The following is a 14,127-nucleotide window of genomic DNA, read 5'->3' on the forward strand; positions in this document are numbered from 1 at the left end:
CAGCATGGTCAGCCTTGGAATCGTAGAGGGTTTTTTCGGGCCGCGATGGTCACCCGAAGACCGCACCTTTGTCATGCGCTATCTCGCCGAAAGCGGATATCGCCATTATTTATATGCCCCGAAAGCGGATCAATATTTACGCAAAAACTGGAAACAGCCCTATCCAAAGGATGAGCTTGCGCAGTTGAAAGCGTTTGCCTCATCCTGCCGTAAAGCGGGCGTTCGCTTTGGCGTCGGGTTAAGCCCTTTTGAGCTTTACAAATCCTTTGACCAAACCGCGCGCGAAACACTGCGGGCCAAATTAGACGAACTGCAATCGCTTGACCTCGACGAGCTTGCTATCTTTTTTGATGACATGCGCGGTGATCTCCCCGATCTGGCAGCGCGGCAAATCGAGATCATGGAGTTTGCCGCTGACCATTCAGCGTCCAAACAAATTTCGTTCTGCCCGACCTATTATTCCGATGATGCTGCGCTTGATCGCGTATTTGGCAAACGGCCAGGCGATTACCTCGAAGCTCTTGGGCTGGGCCTGCGTCCCGAAATTGATATTTTCTGGACCGGCGAAGAAGTTTGCGCGCGCGAGATCTCGCCGCACCATATGAAAGAGATTGGTACGCTTCTTCGGCGCAAACCGACCTTATGGGATAATTATCCGGTGAATGATGGCCCGGTCAAAAGCCAGAACCTTCACATTCGCGGATTTACCGGCCGCCCGGCGGAGAACAAAAACCACATCGCGCGCCATATGGTGAACCCGGCCCTGCAACCGCATTTGTCGATCATCCCAGCGTTGACCCTCGCGGAAAGTTATGCCCGAGGGGGCGACTATAAATATTCAGAAGCCGCCTATGAGGCCGCCATTCGCTATCTCGGTCAGCCATTTGCGACGCAGTTAAAAAGCGATTTGATCGCCCTCAACGATACCGGGCGCGACCGGCTGGGGGCGAAGGCGGAAACATTACGCGCGATCTATGCCAAATTCGACCATCCCGCCGCCCGCGAAATCCTTTCGTGGCTTGATGGGAAATGGGAGAATGCCGGCGTCGAAATGGAAATCGATTAGCCGCCGCGTCCTGCCTCTTTGGGGGTGCTCCGAGCGACAGTCAGCCCCGATCCCAACATTCCCGATCCCGACTTTTGTGACAGTTTTGCGGAGTGTATTAGTGAGTTAATACACGCAAATGACGAATTTGTCATTTCAGAACCGTTGTTTTTCTTTAATTTTTCCTGAATTTCGCCGCCAATGCTTTGTGACAGCAATATTTCATACCGAGGTGGAACCCGCATATTTACTGGGTTTCAGCCGTCATAAAATTACAGTTTTGTGTCATATGCGCATAATTTGCGCATCCATATTGACTTTGCGCAAAGAGTGCGCAAATATTCATGACAGTTTGATGACGGGCCAAAAACAATAGGCAATCAAGCCAATAACCAATGCCCGAGGAGTAATAACTATGGCAATTACACACCCTAACGACTTTGCCGACCACAGCGTGTCATTCGGACCAAAAGCCAAAACTGCGCTGTTCTATATCCTTGTCGCGATTATCGCGATGGCGGTCGCAATTCCTGCGGCCATCACCTTTGGGAATGCGCCTGTCCTTAGCTAAGGCAAGACGCGGTTTCCGCCCTTTTGATCTAAACAAAAACGGACGGTTTGAGCACAGTCTCAGCCGTCCGTTTTGTTTTTGGGGTTAGCGCGCCGGCAGGTTCTCCCGGAAAAAGCGGATCGCGTTCTCGCCCATCACCGCGCGAATCGTTGCCGCATCCGCGCCCTTATCCAATAGCGCTTGGGTCAGCGCTGCCATCTCTGAACCATCGATGGGCGTTGTGACCGTTCCGTCAAAGTCAGAGCCAAGCGCCACATGATCAACGCCCAGATGTTCCACCGCATATAAAAGCGCGTCGGCAATTCCTTCCGGTGAAGGATCACACACCGCGGCATCCCAGAACCCGATACCCACCAGGCCGCCTGCATCGGCAATCGCCTTCATGAGGTCATCAGGGATGTTTCGCGCGGTATCGCAATGTCCTTTCATCCCCGTATGGGAAACGATTACGGGCTCATCGATCCGGGCCAAAACATCCCACGCCACCTGTTCCGAAGAATGAGCGAGATCAATGATCATGCCTTTTGCGACGGCGCGATCGACCGCCGCCTTACCGAATTCCGTAAGCCCCGCCCCGGACTTTCCGTGCAGCGATCCGCCCAGCGCATTATCGAAAAAATGCTGAAGCCCCATGATGCGCAGTCCCTGATCATAAAGCCGGTCGATATTCTCTAATTCGACCTCCAGCGGATGGGCCCCTTCGATCCCATAAATTCCGGCGAGCGCCCCGCGATCAAGCGCCTTGTTGAGGTCAGACGCGCTTTTGACAAACACAAATTCGTCGGGCGCGGTTTTTTCAAGCTTTTGAAGCCGCTCCGCCTGATAGGCGGCGCGCTCATAGATCGAATTCCATGTGCGGCGCGGCCATAATTGAGCGAAGGTCAACAGGTTCAGGTCATCTGTACTCGCATCATTTTCATCATAATTCAAACCGCTGGGCGATTTGGTTACGGCGGTAAAAACCTGTAGCGCGACACCGCCCTCACGCAGGCGCGGCACATCCGTATGACCGCGCGCATTCTTTTTGGCAGGGTTTCTGCGCCAGAGGAGCATATCCGAATGAAGGTCAGCCACCGGAATCGTATCATGCAATGATTGCGCTTCTTCGCTGATGACATAGGGATCATGCGGAATGACGACATTGGCATTTCGGTCGAAACGCTGGGGCAGCACGCCAAAGAATATTGATGCAGCGGCTAATAAAATGACAATGATCGCAAGGCCAATTTTTTTCATGTGCTCTCTCGCATGGTTTTCTGTTTCGCGAGTGAAAACCCGAACGCCACCATGTTCAAGCAAAGATTACACCTATGCTTTGGAAAATGGGCCCATGCTCGCAAGGTCGCTTTTGGTATCCACATCGGTGAGTTGGTCGATCTGAACAATCTCGAAATTCTGCGGCAGGCTTTTGATCGTATCCTCCAACGCGTGTGCCGTAGACCATCGCACACCATCAAAAAGGCCCGGTGCCACGCGCCGACGTGATAAGCCAATTAGCCAGTAACCGCCATCTTCCGCAGGGCCAAAAACTGCATCGGAACCGCGCAGCGCCTTGAACGCCGCCTTGATATGACGCGCGCGCATATCCGGCGCATCTGCACCAATGACGATAACCGGCCCATCCGCGATTTGATCCATCGCATATTTCATGCGCTGGCCGAGATTGCCATGGCCCTGCCCGATACGACGCAATGAAGGTGGCCAGAGATTGCGGAAGCCTGCATTAAGCGGATCAATCGCGAGCACGCATCGCCAATCGCCTTTGCGCGCTTCTTTAATCGTTCGCCTCGTCATGATACGGAACAATGCGCTCGCGCGCCCAAGCCCTATATCAGCACCCAGTCGAGTTTTAACCTTACCCGCAATCGGGGCCTTCAGAAATATGATAATTGTCCCGCGCATCAATCGTAGTTTTTCTTGAGCGCTTCGGGCGATGCGCCCAACAAATATCGCAATAAGGTGAAGCTGTTTTTGAGAACGCGCTTTATATAACCGTCGCGTTCATAGCGCGCCGCCGAGGTGATTGCCTGTGCGGGTAAAATCTCGATCGCGCGGCGTCCATATTTCTTGGTAAGCCTGCGGATAAAATCCGCATCTTCCATCAGCGGTAAATCACCAAAACCGCCAACCGCATCATAGAGCCTGCGAGAAATCAAAAGCCCTTGGTCACCATAGGGTAATTTCAACAGGCGCGTCCGCAGCATCGCCCCGCCCGATACGAAATTAGGCGCAAAGCCCGAACGGTCAAACTGAAGCGTGAATACTGCGGCTCGGTCCTGGTCGCCCCGCATGAAAATTGCCGCGCCCTTGGCCCAATCATCCGAAAGGACCGTGTCTGCATGGAGGAACAAAAGCCAGTCCGACTTTGCGGCTTCGGCTCCGGCCCTGAGCTGCGTGCCGCGCCCCGGTTCGGTTTCAATGACCCGCGCGCCAAACCCGTCGGCGATCAATGCGCTTTGATCGGTCGAGCCGCCATCAACAACGATGACTTCGCGCACGAGCCCTTCAACCGCTGGCCCGACCAAGGCATCAAGACAGGCGGGCAAGCGCGTTTCGCCATTGAGGCAAGGAATAACAACAGAAATCAATGGGCCCCCAAAGCATTATGAACCGCAGAGCCATAGCCGGTTGTGGGATTGGCGCAAAGACCACTCGCCGAAAGATGATCGGGCGTGACTAACGGCCAAACCGCCGCGCGAGATACATAATGACATAAATTGCAATCGCGACACCGACCCCGACGGCCAAATCATCAAGCGCAACGGCGGTGGCGACCCCAACCGCAACGCTAATGCCGATTGCGGCACCGTTTGAAATGCTTCGCTTCATCAAAGAGCCTCTTCGCTTTTGAATATTATCAATAGCTTGCGCCGCGCTGGCCAGTCGGCGATCTTTTGTTGAAAAAATGTTCTTGATTTGTTCTTTTTCGGTGGTAGCTTCTTTTCATGGCCCGCGCCGCGCATCTTTCCTTCCACCCGCCCCACCGCCCTGGGGTCACCGCCGACAGGGATCTCCCTGCCAAAGGGTCCGCCACTGGGAAAGGGCGCGGCGCGCGGTCTAACCAATCCGGCCGATATGAAGCCGAACAACGTATCGCGATTGATGATGGATGGGATAATGACGAACCCCTGCCGCCATTGCGCACCAAAGTCACCGATGAAGCCCCGCGCAAGATCATCACCTTTAATGACTCGCCCTATGTCGGGTTTGATCGGTCGATCAATCCCTATCGCGGGTGTGAGCATGGCTGCATCTATTGTTTCGCGCGCCCGACCCACGCCTATATGGGCCTGTCGCCGGGGCTCGATTTTGAAAGCCGTCTGTTCGCCAAACCATCCGCATCGAAATTATTGGAAAAAGAACTTTCCAACAAACGCTATCGACCGCGCGCCATCGCCATGGGTACGAATACGGACCCCTATCAACCGATTGAAAAGCGCTATCAGATCATGCGCGGTATTTTATCGACCTTTGATCGGTTTAATCATCCGGTTTCGGTTCTGACCAAATCGCAATTAATTTTGCGCGATCTTGATCTCCTGGTTCCGCTCGCGGAAAAAGGGCTTACACGGACGATGATCTCCATCACCACCCGGGACAAGAAACTGGCCCGGTCGATGGAGCCGCGCGCCGCCGCGCCGAAATGGCGATTCGAAGCCATTAGAAAAATGAGCGAAGCCGGGATCGAGGTTGGCGTCATGACGGCACCGATGATCCCCGGCCTGAATGACGATGAAATGGAATCGATCCTCGAAGAAGCCGCCGATGCGGGCGCAAAATTTTGCGGCTTCACGATTATCCGCCTTCCTCAGGAGGTCTCGCCCCTGTTTCAGGAATGGTTGGAGGCCTTTGCCCCCAATCGCGCCAAGCGGATCATGAACCATATTCGCCATATGAATGGCGGCCGCGATTACGATCCGCAATGGTCGCGCAGCAAGGAAATCAAGACCGAATATGCGCGGCTTATCGCGCTGCGCCACAAAAAAGCGCGCGTAAAATATGGCCTTGATGCCAAGCTGGCCCCGCTGGATGTCAGCCAGTTTCGCGTGCCCCCTTCGGTGACCGGGCAATATGATCTGTTCAGCTAGGCGGTTTCAGTGATCGGCGACTCACGCAAAATGATCACCATGATGAAATTCACGCCCAGCTTTGACATTGAAAACTGCCATGATGGCATTGTCGCCGGAATTGACGAAGCCGGGCGCGGCCCATGGGCGGGCCCTGTTGTGGCCGCAGCCGTGATCCTCGATCCGGCGAACATGCCCGAGGGGCTCAATGATTCAAAAACCATCTCCGAGAAAAAGCGCGATGTGATCGCGGCGGAAATTCGCGCAAAAGCCGTGGTCGGTGTCGGGATTGCCAGCGTCGATGAAATTGACGAGATCAATATTCTTCAAGCGACCTTTCTGGCGATGAAACGCGCCAAAGCCGATTTATCGGTAACGCCCGACATCTGTATCATTGACGGCTCGGCGAAACCAAAGCTCGACACGCCGATTGAAATGGTCGTGAAAGGCGACGCGAAATCATTTTCTATTGCCGCTGCATCGATCATCGCCAAGACCGTGCGCGATCAAATGATGCGCGATCTTGCAAAAATTCATCCCGAATATGCGTGGGAGAAAAATAAAGGTTACGGCGCACCGGCCCATCGGGCGGCGCTCGAAATTCATGGGGTAACCCCACATCATCGCAAAAGCTATGCGCCGATCCACAACATCTTGTATCCGGAAGGCAAGATCGCCGCGCGATGAAAGGATTTGTTAACCTAGGTTAACACCCTGATTCCATTGGAAAAATTTACCAAGACTCTTGACGCGGAATCCTCCTCGACTCACAGTGCCGGTCCTTGGGTTCTGCGCGGCGTCACCTTTCGCCGCTATTTGAGAAAACCGGTACGATCATGGCGACGAAAAAGAAAACTCCGAAAAAAGCCAGCACGCAGTCTGTCGATATTTCCAAATATCTCGATCAGATCGTCGAAGGCGATTGCATTGAGGCAATGAAAAAATTGCCTGACGGGTGTGTCGATCTGATTTTCGCGGACCCGCCCTATAATCTTCAACTTGGCGGCGATCTGACCCGGCCGGATAATTCGCGCGTTGATGGCGTTGATGATGAGTGGGACAAATTCGACTCGTTCCGCGCCTATGACGAATTCACCCGCAACTGGCTGACCGAAGCGCGCCGCATCTTGAAACCTGATGGGGCGATCTGGGTCATTGGTTCCTATCACAATATTTTCCGTGTCGGCACCGCCATTCAGGATACCGGTTTCTGGATTTTGAACGATGTGATCTGGCGCAAGTCCAATCCTATGCCGAATTTCCGCGGCACGCGCCTGACCAACGCCCATGAAACATTGATCTGGGCTGCGAAAAGCCAAAAGTCGAAATATACGTTCAACTATCGCGCCCTGAAGACATCGAATGATGATTTGCAAATGCGGTCCGATTGGGAATTCCCGATTTGCACAGGCAGTGAACGCATCAAAGGCGAGGATGGCAACAAAACCCACCCCACGCAGAAACCAGAATCCCTATTGTTCCGTATTCTGATCGGCTCGACCAAACCCGGCGATGTTGTACTTGATCCATTTTTTGGGTCAGGCACCACCGGCGCGGCCGCCAAATATCTTGGCCGTCACTTTATCGGCCTAGAGCGCGACAAGACCTATATCAAGGCGGCAAAAGCCCGGATCGCCAAGGTCAAACCGCTGGATGATGAAAGCCTGATCACCCAGCCTTCACCGAAAGCCGCCGCACGGGTGCCTTTCGGTACGGTGATCGAACACAAGCTTTTGAAACCCGGTGCCAAGCTTTATTCACCGCGCAAAAACCACGCCGCGCAGGTTCGCGCAGATGGCTCGCTTTACGTCAAGGAAGGCGATAACGAAATTCAAGGTTCAATCCACAAGGTCGGCGCGGCGGTGCAAAATGCTGCGGCCTGTAATGGCTGGACCTATTGGCACTATGAAGAGAAAACCGGCCTTAAGCCGATTGATTTTCTGCGCGATAAAATCCGCAAAGGCATGGCCAGCTAAAACTTCGTCTCGGCCCTGACTTTTGTCAGGATGATGAGATGTTTAGCCTTCGTCATCCCGGACTTGATCCGGGGGCCATTTCGAAACACCCGTCATCCCGGACTTGATCCGGGATCCATTCACTCACGCTGCGCTTTCCGACGGATTGCGCGTCGATGCCCGCAATGACGCACGCGGCAAAGGCCCAAACCTCTCAACCGTCATCCCGGACTTGATTCAGGATCCATTCACGCACGCTGCGCTTTCCCATGGATTGCGGGTCGATGCCCGCAATGACACACGCGGCAGGGGCCCAAACCTCTCAACCGTCGTCCCGGACTTGACCCGGGATCCACTTACCTACGCTGCGCTTGCCGATGGATTGCGGGTCGGTGCCCGCAATGACAAACGCGGCAAGGGCCCAAATCTCTCAACCGTCATCCCGGGCTTGACCCGGGATCCAGCGTTCGTGCGCGACGCTGAAAGGATAATGCTTGTTATCGGATTGCGCGTCGATGCCCGCAATGACGCCCGCAGCAAAGGCCCAAACCTCTCAACCGTCATCCCGGACGTGATCCGGGATCCACCCACTCACGCTACGCCTTCCGATGGATTGCGGGTCGGTGCCCGCAATGACACACGCAGCAAGGGCTCAAACCTCTCAACCGTCATCCCGGACTTGATCCAGGATCCATTCACCCACGCTGCGCTTTCCCATGGATTGCGGGTCGGTGACCACAATGACGTCATCCGATTAACCCGGCGGTTGCTCGGTCCAGTAAAGCGCATTGGTATTATACCCAAAGGCCTGAAGATCCTGAATCGCATCGACGCGGGTTTCGTTCGAAATTGTTGGTGTACGGGATAAAATCCAGAGATATTTCCCGGAGGGTTCTCCAACCAATGCCAGCGAATAATCCTCAGCCAGACCGATGACCCAATAATCGCCCCAGAACGGGCCAAAAAAGCTCACTTCCAGTTTTGCGTTTGATTGCTCATCGACGATGCGCGCCCGACCCTTGGCCGCTTTTTCTTCGCCGTCCGGTGTACCCTTGCGGCAGGTATTGATCACCGAGATCAAACCATCATCGCGCATCGCGTAATCAGCGGTGACCCCTTCGCAGTTTTCTTCAAAGCTGTTGGGAAAGCGCGCGATTTCATACCAGCGCCCCAAATAGCGTTCGGTATCTACATAATCGACCGTTGTCAGGGGAATGGATTGATCGCGGTTCACCGGCGGGCTTTGGCAAGCCATTAAACCAAGCGGCGCAAGAAGCGCGCAAAGAACGGAAATTCGCATTATCTCTCCTTTTGGCACAGAACACTGTTTTTACGGTTTGGTTCAAAAGTTAGATTGGTCCGCAGTGCCTTTCCGGCTTTACGAATAATCGCAGCGCACTACACTCCGCCTTTTTTACGGCAAATCTATTCGGGGTGACAAATGAAACGGATCAAAGATAGTGCGAACCACATCAAACTGGCAGCGCTGATGACATTAGCGCTATCCGCTTGTGCGACCGCGCCGGATCGCCCGCGCGCGAGTGACGGCCCCGCACCAAACGATCTATTAAACGCCACCTTATGGCTGCAACAGGCCATCGAATATAAAGCCACCGCAGATAGCGTTTATGCCCTGGCGCATCTGCGCCTTGATGAAGCGCTGAATGATCCGACTTGGACGGCCCTCCCCGACGACCAAAAACCCGGATATGAAGCGCTGCCGCCGGCAATCATTCTTGATGCGGATGAAACGGTTCTGGACAACTCCCCCTATCAGGCATTGCTGGTGGAAACTGACCAAACCTATTCTAACGAAACATGGACCGCTTGGGCGGGCGCTGGCGAGGCCGATGCCGTTCCCGGTTCACTGGCCTTTACGCGCGCCGCCGCCGCAAAAGGTGTAACGGTTTTTTATGTGACCAATCGCAATGCGGATGTGGACGAAGGTACCACGCGCAACCTCAAGGATCTTGGCTTCCCGGTTAAAGACGGCATCAACGCCGTCATGACCGTTGGCGAAAAACCCGAATGGACATCAAAGAAAGGGACACGCCGGGCCGCGATTGCCGCCGATTACCGCGTGCTGATGCTGTTTGGTGATAATCTCGGTGATTTTGTTGATGACTATAAAGGCTCACCCGCGGCACGGCAGAAAGTTTACGTAACCAATGCGCATCATTGGGGCCGTGACTGGCTGGTACTGCCCAATCCGGGATACGGTTCATGGGAATCATCGGCCTTTGGCAATGATTATTCGCTGACGCGCGAACAACAACGGGCGCGCAAACTAGAGCAACTAAAAAGCTGGACGCCGGAATAATTTGCGTCTCCCGTCCTGATTTTCGGTTCTGCCGATGCGATTACAGCTTTACCTGACGCGAGAGACGATTACACTTGCATAATAATACCATTAAACAAGACCGTGTTGTAAGGGTGGAAACCGTAAGAGCGAAAAATGGCCTTTGAAAAACAGCTAGACGAATTGAAACGCCGCGAAGCAATGGCGAACAAAATGGGCGGCGAAGAAAAGCTCGCCCGTCAATATGCGCGCGGCAAGCTTGATGTACGCGAGCGCATGCGCCGTTTGCTCGACGATAATTCGTTTCGCGAGATCGGAAAAATCGCCGGCAAAGGGCAATATGACGACAATGGCGATTTGATCGATTTCTCGCCGTCAAATTTTATCTTTGGTCGTGGACGGATCAATAATGCGCCGGTCGTTGCGACCGCCGACGACTTTACCGTGCGCGGCGGCGCGGGCGATGCCTCTATTCACCGCAAATTTATCATGGCCGAGCGCATGGCCCATGAGTTGAAATTACCCATCATACGGATGATTGACGGCACGGGCGGCGGCGGATCCATCAAGGCGCTTGATGATTTGGGCTTTACCTATGTGCCGTTTATCCCGCTTTGGGCCGATGTGGTGAAGAACCTGAAAACCGTGCCTGTCGTTGCATTGGCGCTTGGCCCGACGGCGGGCCTTGGGGCGGCGCGCATGGTCGCCAGTCATTATTCGATCATGGTGCGCGGTGTTGCGCAGATTTTTACCGCGGGCCCTGCGGTTGTGGCGGGCATGGGCGATGGCAGCGAGGCCCTCGACAAAGAAGCCTTGGGCGGCGCGGATATACATGCGCGCAATGGCGTTATCGACGACGAAGCGGAAAGCGAAGACGAAGCCTTTGCCATGGCGCGGACGTTTCTTTCCTATTTGCCGCCTCATGTGGGCGCGCGTGCGGAACGCGTTGAAACCCATGACAGCCCCGAACGGCGGGATGAGACCTTGCTCAATGCCGTGCCGGAAAACCCGAAACACGCCTATAATATGCGCCGGATCGTGGAAACCGTGGCGGACCATGGCTCGGTCTTTGAAATCGGCCGTCGCTGGGGCCGCGCGGCGATTACGGCTTTGGCGCGGCTCGACGGTTACCCGGTCGCGATCCTGGCGGGCGATCCGACATTTCTTGGCGGTTCGTGGACGGCCGGCACCGCAGAAAAGGTCAAACGATTTGTAGAGCTAGCGGAGCAATTCCGCCTTCCGGTTGTGCATCTGGTTGACAATCCGGGCTTCATGATCGGGCTTGAAGCGGAAAAAGCCGCCACCATCCGGCGCGGCGTTGAAACCCTGAATGCGATTTATGACGCAAGCGTGCCCTGGGCGACGATCATTGTGCGCAATGCTTTTGGCGTTGCCGGTGCGGCGATGTCAGATGATACCCGCTTTCAATATCGCTTTGCGTGGCCATCTGGCGATTGGGGATCCCTGCCCATGGCGGGCGGCCTTGAGGTAGCTTATAAGTCGGAACTTGAAAAGGCCGATGATCCGGCTGCGGAGCTTCAAAAGATCAAGTCGCGGCTTGAGAAAGTATCATCACCATTCAGAACCGCCGAGCAATTCTTGATTGAAGATATAATCGACCCGCGCGAGACCCGGCCCCTGCTTTGTGAATTTGCTCAGCTTGCGCAACGCAGCCTTTAGGGCTGGGTGATGCTCACGGCTTTTTTCATGACCGTGGGCAGAAGTGCTTTTTCGGGCTTGATCCATTGCTGGTCGGTAGATTTGCGAAACCCTTTTGGAGCACTCGCTACATAGACATCCAGTGTCAAAAGGAAATGGGTGAACACATGGGTGACCTCGCCCACTCGCTCCCACTCGGCTTTGACCGGCGCAAGGGCGAAACACTCGTCTTTTTGATCTGACGTCCATGCGGTTCCCGGCAGGCCGAGCATCCCGCCTAGCAAACCCTTTTCGGGCCGCCGCTCGAATAACATCTCGCCGCGACCATTGCTGAGCGCGAACACCGCGCCTTTCCGGTTTGGCTTAGGCTTTTTCGCGGGCCGTACGGGGAAGTCTTCCTGATTTCCTTGCGCATATGCGTCGCACACAGAGGAAATCGGGCAAATTAAACAAAGCGGGGTTTTCGGGCGGCAAACGCCGGCCCCGAGATCCATCATGGCTTGCGCAAAATCGCCCGAGCGAAGGTCAGGCCAGATGTCATCTGCACGGGCTTTGATTTCGGGCTTTGCGCCTGGCATCGGCGTATCGATCGCAAAAAGCCGCGCAACCACCCGCTCAATATTGCCATCAACCACCACCGCCCGGCGATCAAACGCAATCGCCGCTACAGCCGCCGCCGTGTAATCGCCAATCCCCGGCAGGGTTTTCAGCTCTTCTTCCGTATCCGGAAAGCCGCCGCGCTCGGTAACGGCGACCGCACATTTATGAAGATTGCGCGCCCGGGCGTAATACCCAAGCCCCGCCCATTCCCCCAACACATCATCAAGGGGGGCGGCGGCCATGGCCTCGACAGTCGGCCAGCGTTTCAAAAACCGCTCAAAGCGCGGCTTGACGGTAGCGACCGTGGTTTGCTGAAGCATGACTTCGGAAAGCCAAACCGCATAGGGGTCTGGTCGCCGACCCAACTTGCGCGCCTTGGGGCCAATCCGCCACGGCAAATCCCGCGCATGGCTGTCATACCAATCGAGCAGGGCCTTCGCCACGCGCTTTGGCGAAGCGGGCTGAGAACTGATTGCGGATTTATTTCCCGAGGCGATTGTTTCCGATGGCATAGGGTTGATATTATAGAGATCCACCGAAACGCCGCAAAGAGCCAAGGTTTATGCAGCAAAAATGGACAACCCGTCCCGCCAGATCCGCGCCGCCCGCAATCGGCCGCGCTGGTGCCGGTATTTTTGCGCAGCTTGCCCAGAAAACGAAATATATGGACCCGGCGCTTGCCGGTCATTGGCCGACCCTTGCGGGGCCGCGTCTGGCGTCACTCTCGCGCCCGGGCCGTATCACCGGGGCGGGCCGCGTTGGAAAAACCCTTGAATTGCATGTCCCCAACGGATCGGCCGCCGCAGAAGTTCAAATGGCAACAGATGAGCTTTTAAAACGCATCAACGCCTATCTTGGCCCCGGCAGCGTTACGCGAATTGCGGTGCTCCAGTCGGGAAAACGCGTGCCGCCCACGCGAAAAACTGCGCCGAAACCGGCCAAACAAGAGGACGATGATAGCCCGCTTGGCAGCGCATTGGCCTCTTTCCGGGCAGCCATAAACCGGCGAAACGAGGAAAATTAACGGTTTTTCGGCGTTTCGGGCTGGCGAGAACCAATCGTGCCTTGCCAATTCATGCGCCATCAGCGATTTTGCGCCACAGCTTTCGACATCTAAAAGGGCGGAACCGTAAATTGGTGTCCGCGACGGAAAGGTTCCCTGTCTAATGTCTCAAACAATTTTCTCACTTCGCCAGCCTGTCTTTAAATCCGGCGTCGCTATTGCCGCCTCGCTAGCGCTCATCGCCTGCGGCGGCGCGAACTCTGAATCAAGCGCGGAATCAACACCGGCTGAACCGACCGAGACCGCTGAAATCCAAGGCGAAGGTGCTCTTTCTGACATGGCACTGGGTAACCCCGACGCAAAAGTCACGGTGATTGAATTTGCGTCCGTCACCTGCCCCCATTGCGCGACCTTCCACGAAGACATTTTCCCGGCAATTAAGGAAAAATATGTGGATACGGGCAAGGTCCGGTTCATCTTCCGCGAGTTTCCGACCGCGCCAGCTAACCTTTCGGTTGCGGGCTCCATGCTTGCGCGCTGTGCCGCTGATAAAGGCGGTCCCGATGCTTACTTCCTGATTTTGGGCTCTTTGTTCAAAACCCAGCAAACCTGGATCTATGGCGAAAGCCCACGCACGGAACTGCTCAAGATCGCTTCACAGGCCGGTATGGATGAAGCGGATTTTGACGCCTGTGTAAAAAGGGAAGAATTGCTTGATTTCCTTAATGAAAATATCAACGAAGCTGCTGACAAATATAAAATTGCGTCAACGCCAAGCTTCGTCGTGAACGGACAAACGCGTCACCTGAATTCCGTCGAAGCGTTCTCGGAAGCGCTTGATGAAGCGCTCGAAAAAGCGGGTGGAACAGATGGAGAAGAGGCCGCAACAGAATAGGCTGGGGAATAACGGATTGCGCGGGGGCGCATT

16 protein-coding genes are annotated in these 14,127 nt (G+C 55.0%); 10 read left to right on the forward strand and 6 right to left on the reverse strand.

The annotated features are described in order from the left end of the window. Positions 1–4: 4 nt before the first annotated feature. Positions 5–1,066: a beta-N-acetylglucosaminidase domain-containing protein gene (locus ABFZ83_RS09270; protein ID WP_411816268.1), complete on the forward strand. Its 1,062-nt coding sequence runs from the start codon at positions 5–7 to the stop codon at positions 1,064–1,066. Between the two features lie 394 nt (positions 1,067–1,460). Further along, the gene (locus ABFZ83_RS09275; protein ID WP_411816269.1) at positions 1,461–1,616 is read left to right on the forward strand and encodes a hypothetical protein; all 156 of its coding nucleotides are present in this window, start codon (positions 1,461–1,463) and stop codon (positions 1,614–1,616) included. A gap of 84 nt (positions 1,617–1,700) precedes the next feature. Here ABFZ83_RS09275 and ABFZ83_RS09280 read toward each other — a convergent pair whose 3' ends face one another. The 4 genes from ABFZ83_RS09280 to ABFZ83_RS09295 all read right to left on the reverse strand — a co-directional run bounded on the left by ABFZ83_RS09280 (position 1,701) and on the right by ABFZ83_RS09295 (position 4,445). Continuing rightward, complete coding sequence (locus ABFZ83_RS09280; RefSeq protein WP_411816270.1) at positions 1,701–2,852, reverse strand: dipeptidase; 1,152 nt, start codon at positions 2,850–2,852, stop codon at positions 1,701–1,703. A 72-nt stretch (positions 2,853–2,924) separates the two neighbouring features. Then, on the reverse strand, positions 2,925–3,518 hold the full coding sequence (locus ABFZ83_RS09285; protein ID WP_411816271.1) for a TIGR04282 family arsenosugar biosynthesis glycosyltransferase: 594 nt from the start codon (positions 3,516–3,518) through the stop codon (positions 2,925–2,927). Then, complete coding sequence (locus ABFZ83_RS09290) at positions 3,518–4,204, reverse strand: TIGR04283 family arsenosugar biosynthesis glycosyltransferase (RefSeq protein WP_411816272.1); 687 nt, start codon at positions 4,202–4,204, stop codon at positions 3,518–3,520. Before ABFZ83_RS09290 ends, ABFZ83_RS09285 begins: the two co-directional genes overlap by 1 nt. An 88-nt stretch (positions 4,205–4,292) precedes the next feature. Next, entirely contained in the window at positions 4,293–4,445 is a 153-nt protein-coding gene (locus tag ABFZ83_RS09295) for a hypothetical protein (RefSeq protein WP_411816273.1), read from the reverse strand. Between the two features lie 116 nt (positions 4,446–4,561). On the opposite strand from ABFZ83_RS09295, the gene ABFZ83_RS09300 reads away from it, so the two are divergent. The 4 genes from ABFZ83_RS09300 (at position 4,562) to ABFZ83_RS09315 (ending at position 8,506) form a co-directional block, all read left to right on the forward strand. Next, positions 4,562–5,704, forward strand: coding sequence for a PA0069 family radical SAM protein (locus tag ABFZ83_RS09300; protein WP_411816274.1), 1,143 nt, complete (start codon positions 4,562–4,564; stop codon positions 5,702–5,704). Positions 5,705–5,743: 39 nt separating this feature from the next. Continuing rightward, the gene (locus ABFZ83_RS09305; protein ID WP_411818820.1) at positions 5,744–6,370 is read left to right on the forward strand and encodes a ribonuclease HII; all 627 of its coding nucleotides are present in this window, start codon (positions 5,744–5,746) and stop codon (positions 6,368–6,370) included. Between the two features lie 149 nt (positions 6,371–6,519). After that, a complete protein-coding gene (locus ABFZ83_RS09310; protein WP_411816275.1) occupies positions 6,520–7,659 on the forward strand; it encodes a site-specific DNA-methyltransferase in 1,140 nt (379 codons plus the stop codon). A 103-nt stretch (positions 7,660–7,762) separates the two neighbouring features. Beyond that, on the forward strand, positions 7,763–8,506 hold the full coding sequence (locus ABFZ83_RS09315) for a hypothetical protein (protein ID WP_411816276.1): 744 nt from the start codon (positions 7,763–7,765) through the stop codon (positions 8,504–8,506). On the opposite strand, the gene ABFZ83_RS09320 is transcribed toward ABFZ83_RS09315, so the two are convergent. Continuing rightward, a complete protein-coding gene (locus ABFZ83_RS09320; protein ID WP_411816277.1) occupies positions 8,393–8,938 on the reverse strand; it encodes a lipocalin family protein in 546 nt (181 codons plus the stop codon). The genes ABFZ83_RS09315 and ABFZ83_RS09320 overlap by 114 nt on opposite strands. A gap of 141 nt (positions 8,939–9,079) precedes the next feature. On the opposite strand from ABFZ83_RS09320, the gene ABFZ83_RS09325 reads away from it, so the two are divergent. Beyond that, a complete protein-coding gene (locus ABFZ83_RS09325) occupies positions 9,080–9,958 on the forward strand; it encodes a 5'-nucleotidase, lipoprotein e(P4) family (RefSeq protein ID WP_411816278.1) in 879 nt (292 codons plus the stop codon). Between the two features lie 135 nt (positions 9,959–10,093). Next, positions 10,094–11,617 (forward strand): acyl-CoA carboxylase subunit beta, encoded by a 1,524-nt coding sequence (locus ABFZ83_RS09330; protein WP_411816279.1) that lies wholly within the window; start codon positions 10,094–10,096, stop codon positions 11,615–11,617. On the opposite strand, the gene mutY is transcribed toward ABFZ83_RS09330, so the two are convergent. Further along, positions 11,614–12,732, reverse strand: a complete 1,119-nt coding sequence (gene mutY / locus ABFZ83_RS09335; RefSeq protein ID WP_411816280.1) for an A/G-specific adenine glycosylase — start codon at positions 12,730–12,732, stop codon at positions 11,614–11,616. The genes ABFZ83_RS09330 and mutY overlap by 4 nt on opposite strands. 26 nt (positions 12,733–12,758) lie before the next feature. On the opposite strand from mutY, the gene ABFZ83_RS09340 reads away from it, so the two are divergent. Then, positions 12,759–13,220, forward strand: a complete 462-nt coding sequence (locus tag ABFZ83_RS09340) for a DUF721 domain-containing protein (RefSeq protein WP_411816281.1) — start codon at positions 12,759–12,761, stop codon at positions 13,218–13,220. 142 nt (positions 13,221–13,362) lie between these two features. Continuing rightward, positions 13,363–14,094 (forward strand): DsbA family protein, encoded by a 732-nt coding sequence (locus ABFZ83_RS09345; RefSeq protein ID WP_411816282.1) that lies wholly within the window; start codon positions 13,363–13,365, stop codon positions 14,092–14,094. The last annotated feature ends 33 nt before the right edge of the window (positions 14,095–14,127 follow it).

This window comes from Hyphococcus formosus, assembly GCF_046736345.1.
Classification (GTDB): Bacteria; Pseudomonadota; Alphaproteobacteria; order Caulobacterales; family Parvularculaceae; genus Hyphococcus; species Hyphococcus formosus.

What these genes read in the sequence shown, in the direction of transcription:
- ABFZ83_RS09300 (WP_411816274.1), top strand. Translation starts at nt 4,562, where the DNA reads ATGGCCCGCGCCGCGCATCTTTCCTTCCACCCGCCCCACCGCCCTGGG.
- ABFZ83_RS09320 (WP_411816277.1), bottom strand. Translation starts at nt 8,938, where the DNA reads ATGCGAATTTCCGTTCTTTGCGCGCTTCTTGCGCCGCTTGGTTTAATG.
- ABFZ83_RS09325 (WP_411816278.1), top strand. Translation starts at nt 9,080, where the DNA reads ATGAAACGGATCAAAGATAGTGCGAACCACATCAAACTGGCAGCGCTG.
- ABFZ83_RS09305 (WP_411818820.1), top strand. Translation starts at nt 5,744, where the DNA reads ATGATGAAATTCACGCCCAGCTTTGACATTGAAAACTGCCATGATGGC.
- ABFZ83_RS09295 (WP_411816273.1), bottom strand. Translation starts at nt 4,445, where the DNA reads ATGAAGCGAAGCATTTCAAACGGTGCCGCAATCGGCATTAGCGTTGCG.
- ABFZ83_RS09330 (WP_411816279.1), top strand. Translation starts at nt 10,094, where the DNA reads ATGGCCTTTGAAAAACAGCTAGACGAATTGAAACGCCGCGAAGCAATG.
- ABFZ83_RS09270 (WP_411816268.1), top strand. Translation starts at nt 5, where the DNA reads ATGGTCAGCCTTGGAATCGTAGAGGGTTTTTTCGGGCCGCGATGGTCA.
- ABFZ83_RS09280 (WP_411816270.1), bottom strand. Translation starts at nt 2,852, where the DNA reads ATGAAAAAAATTGGCCTTGCGATCATTGTCATTTTATTAGCCGCTGCA.
- ABFZ83_RS09275 (WP_411816269.1), top strand. Translation starts at nt 1,461, where the DNA reads ATGGCAATTACACACCCTAACGACTTTGCCGACCACAGCGTGTCATTC.
- ABFZ83_RS09285 (WP_411816271.1), bottom strand. Translation starts at nt 3,518, where the DNA reads ATGCGCGGGACAATTATCATATTTCTGAAGGCCCCGATTGCGGGTAAG.
- ABFZ83_RS09340 (WP_411816281.1), top strand. Translation starts at nt 12,759, where the DNA reads ATGCAGCAAAAATGGACAACCCGTCCCGCCAGATCCGCGCCGCCCGCA.
- ABFZ83_RS09345 (WP_411816282.1), top strand. Translation starts at nt 13,363, where the DNA reads ATGTCTCAAACAATTTTCTCACTTCGCCAGCCTGTCTTTAAATCCGGC.
- ABFZ83_RS09310 (WP_411816275.1), top strand. Translation starts at nt 6,520, where the DNA reads ATGGCGACGAAAAAGAAAACTCCGAAAAAAGCCAGCACGCAGTCTGTC.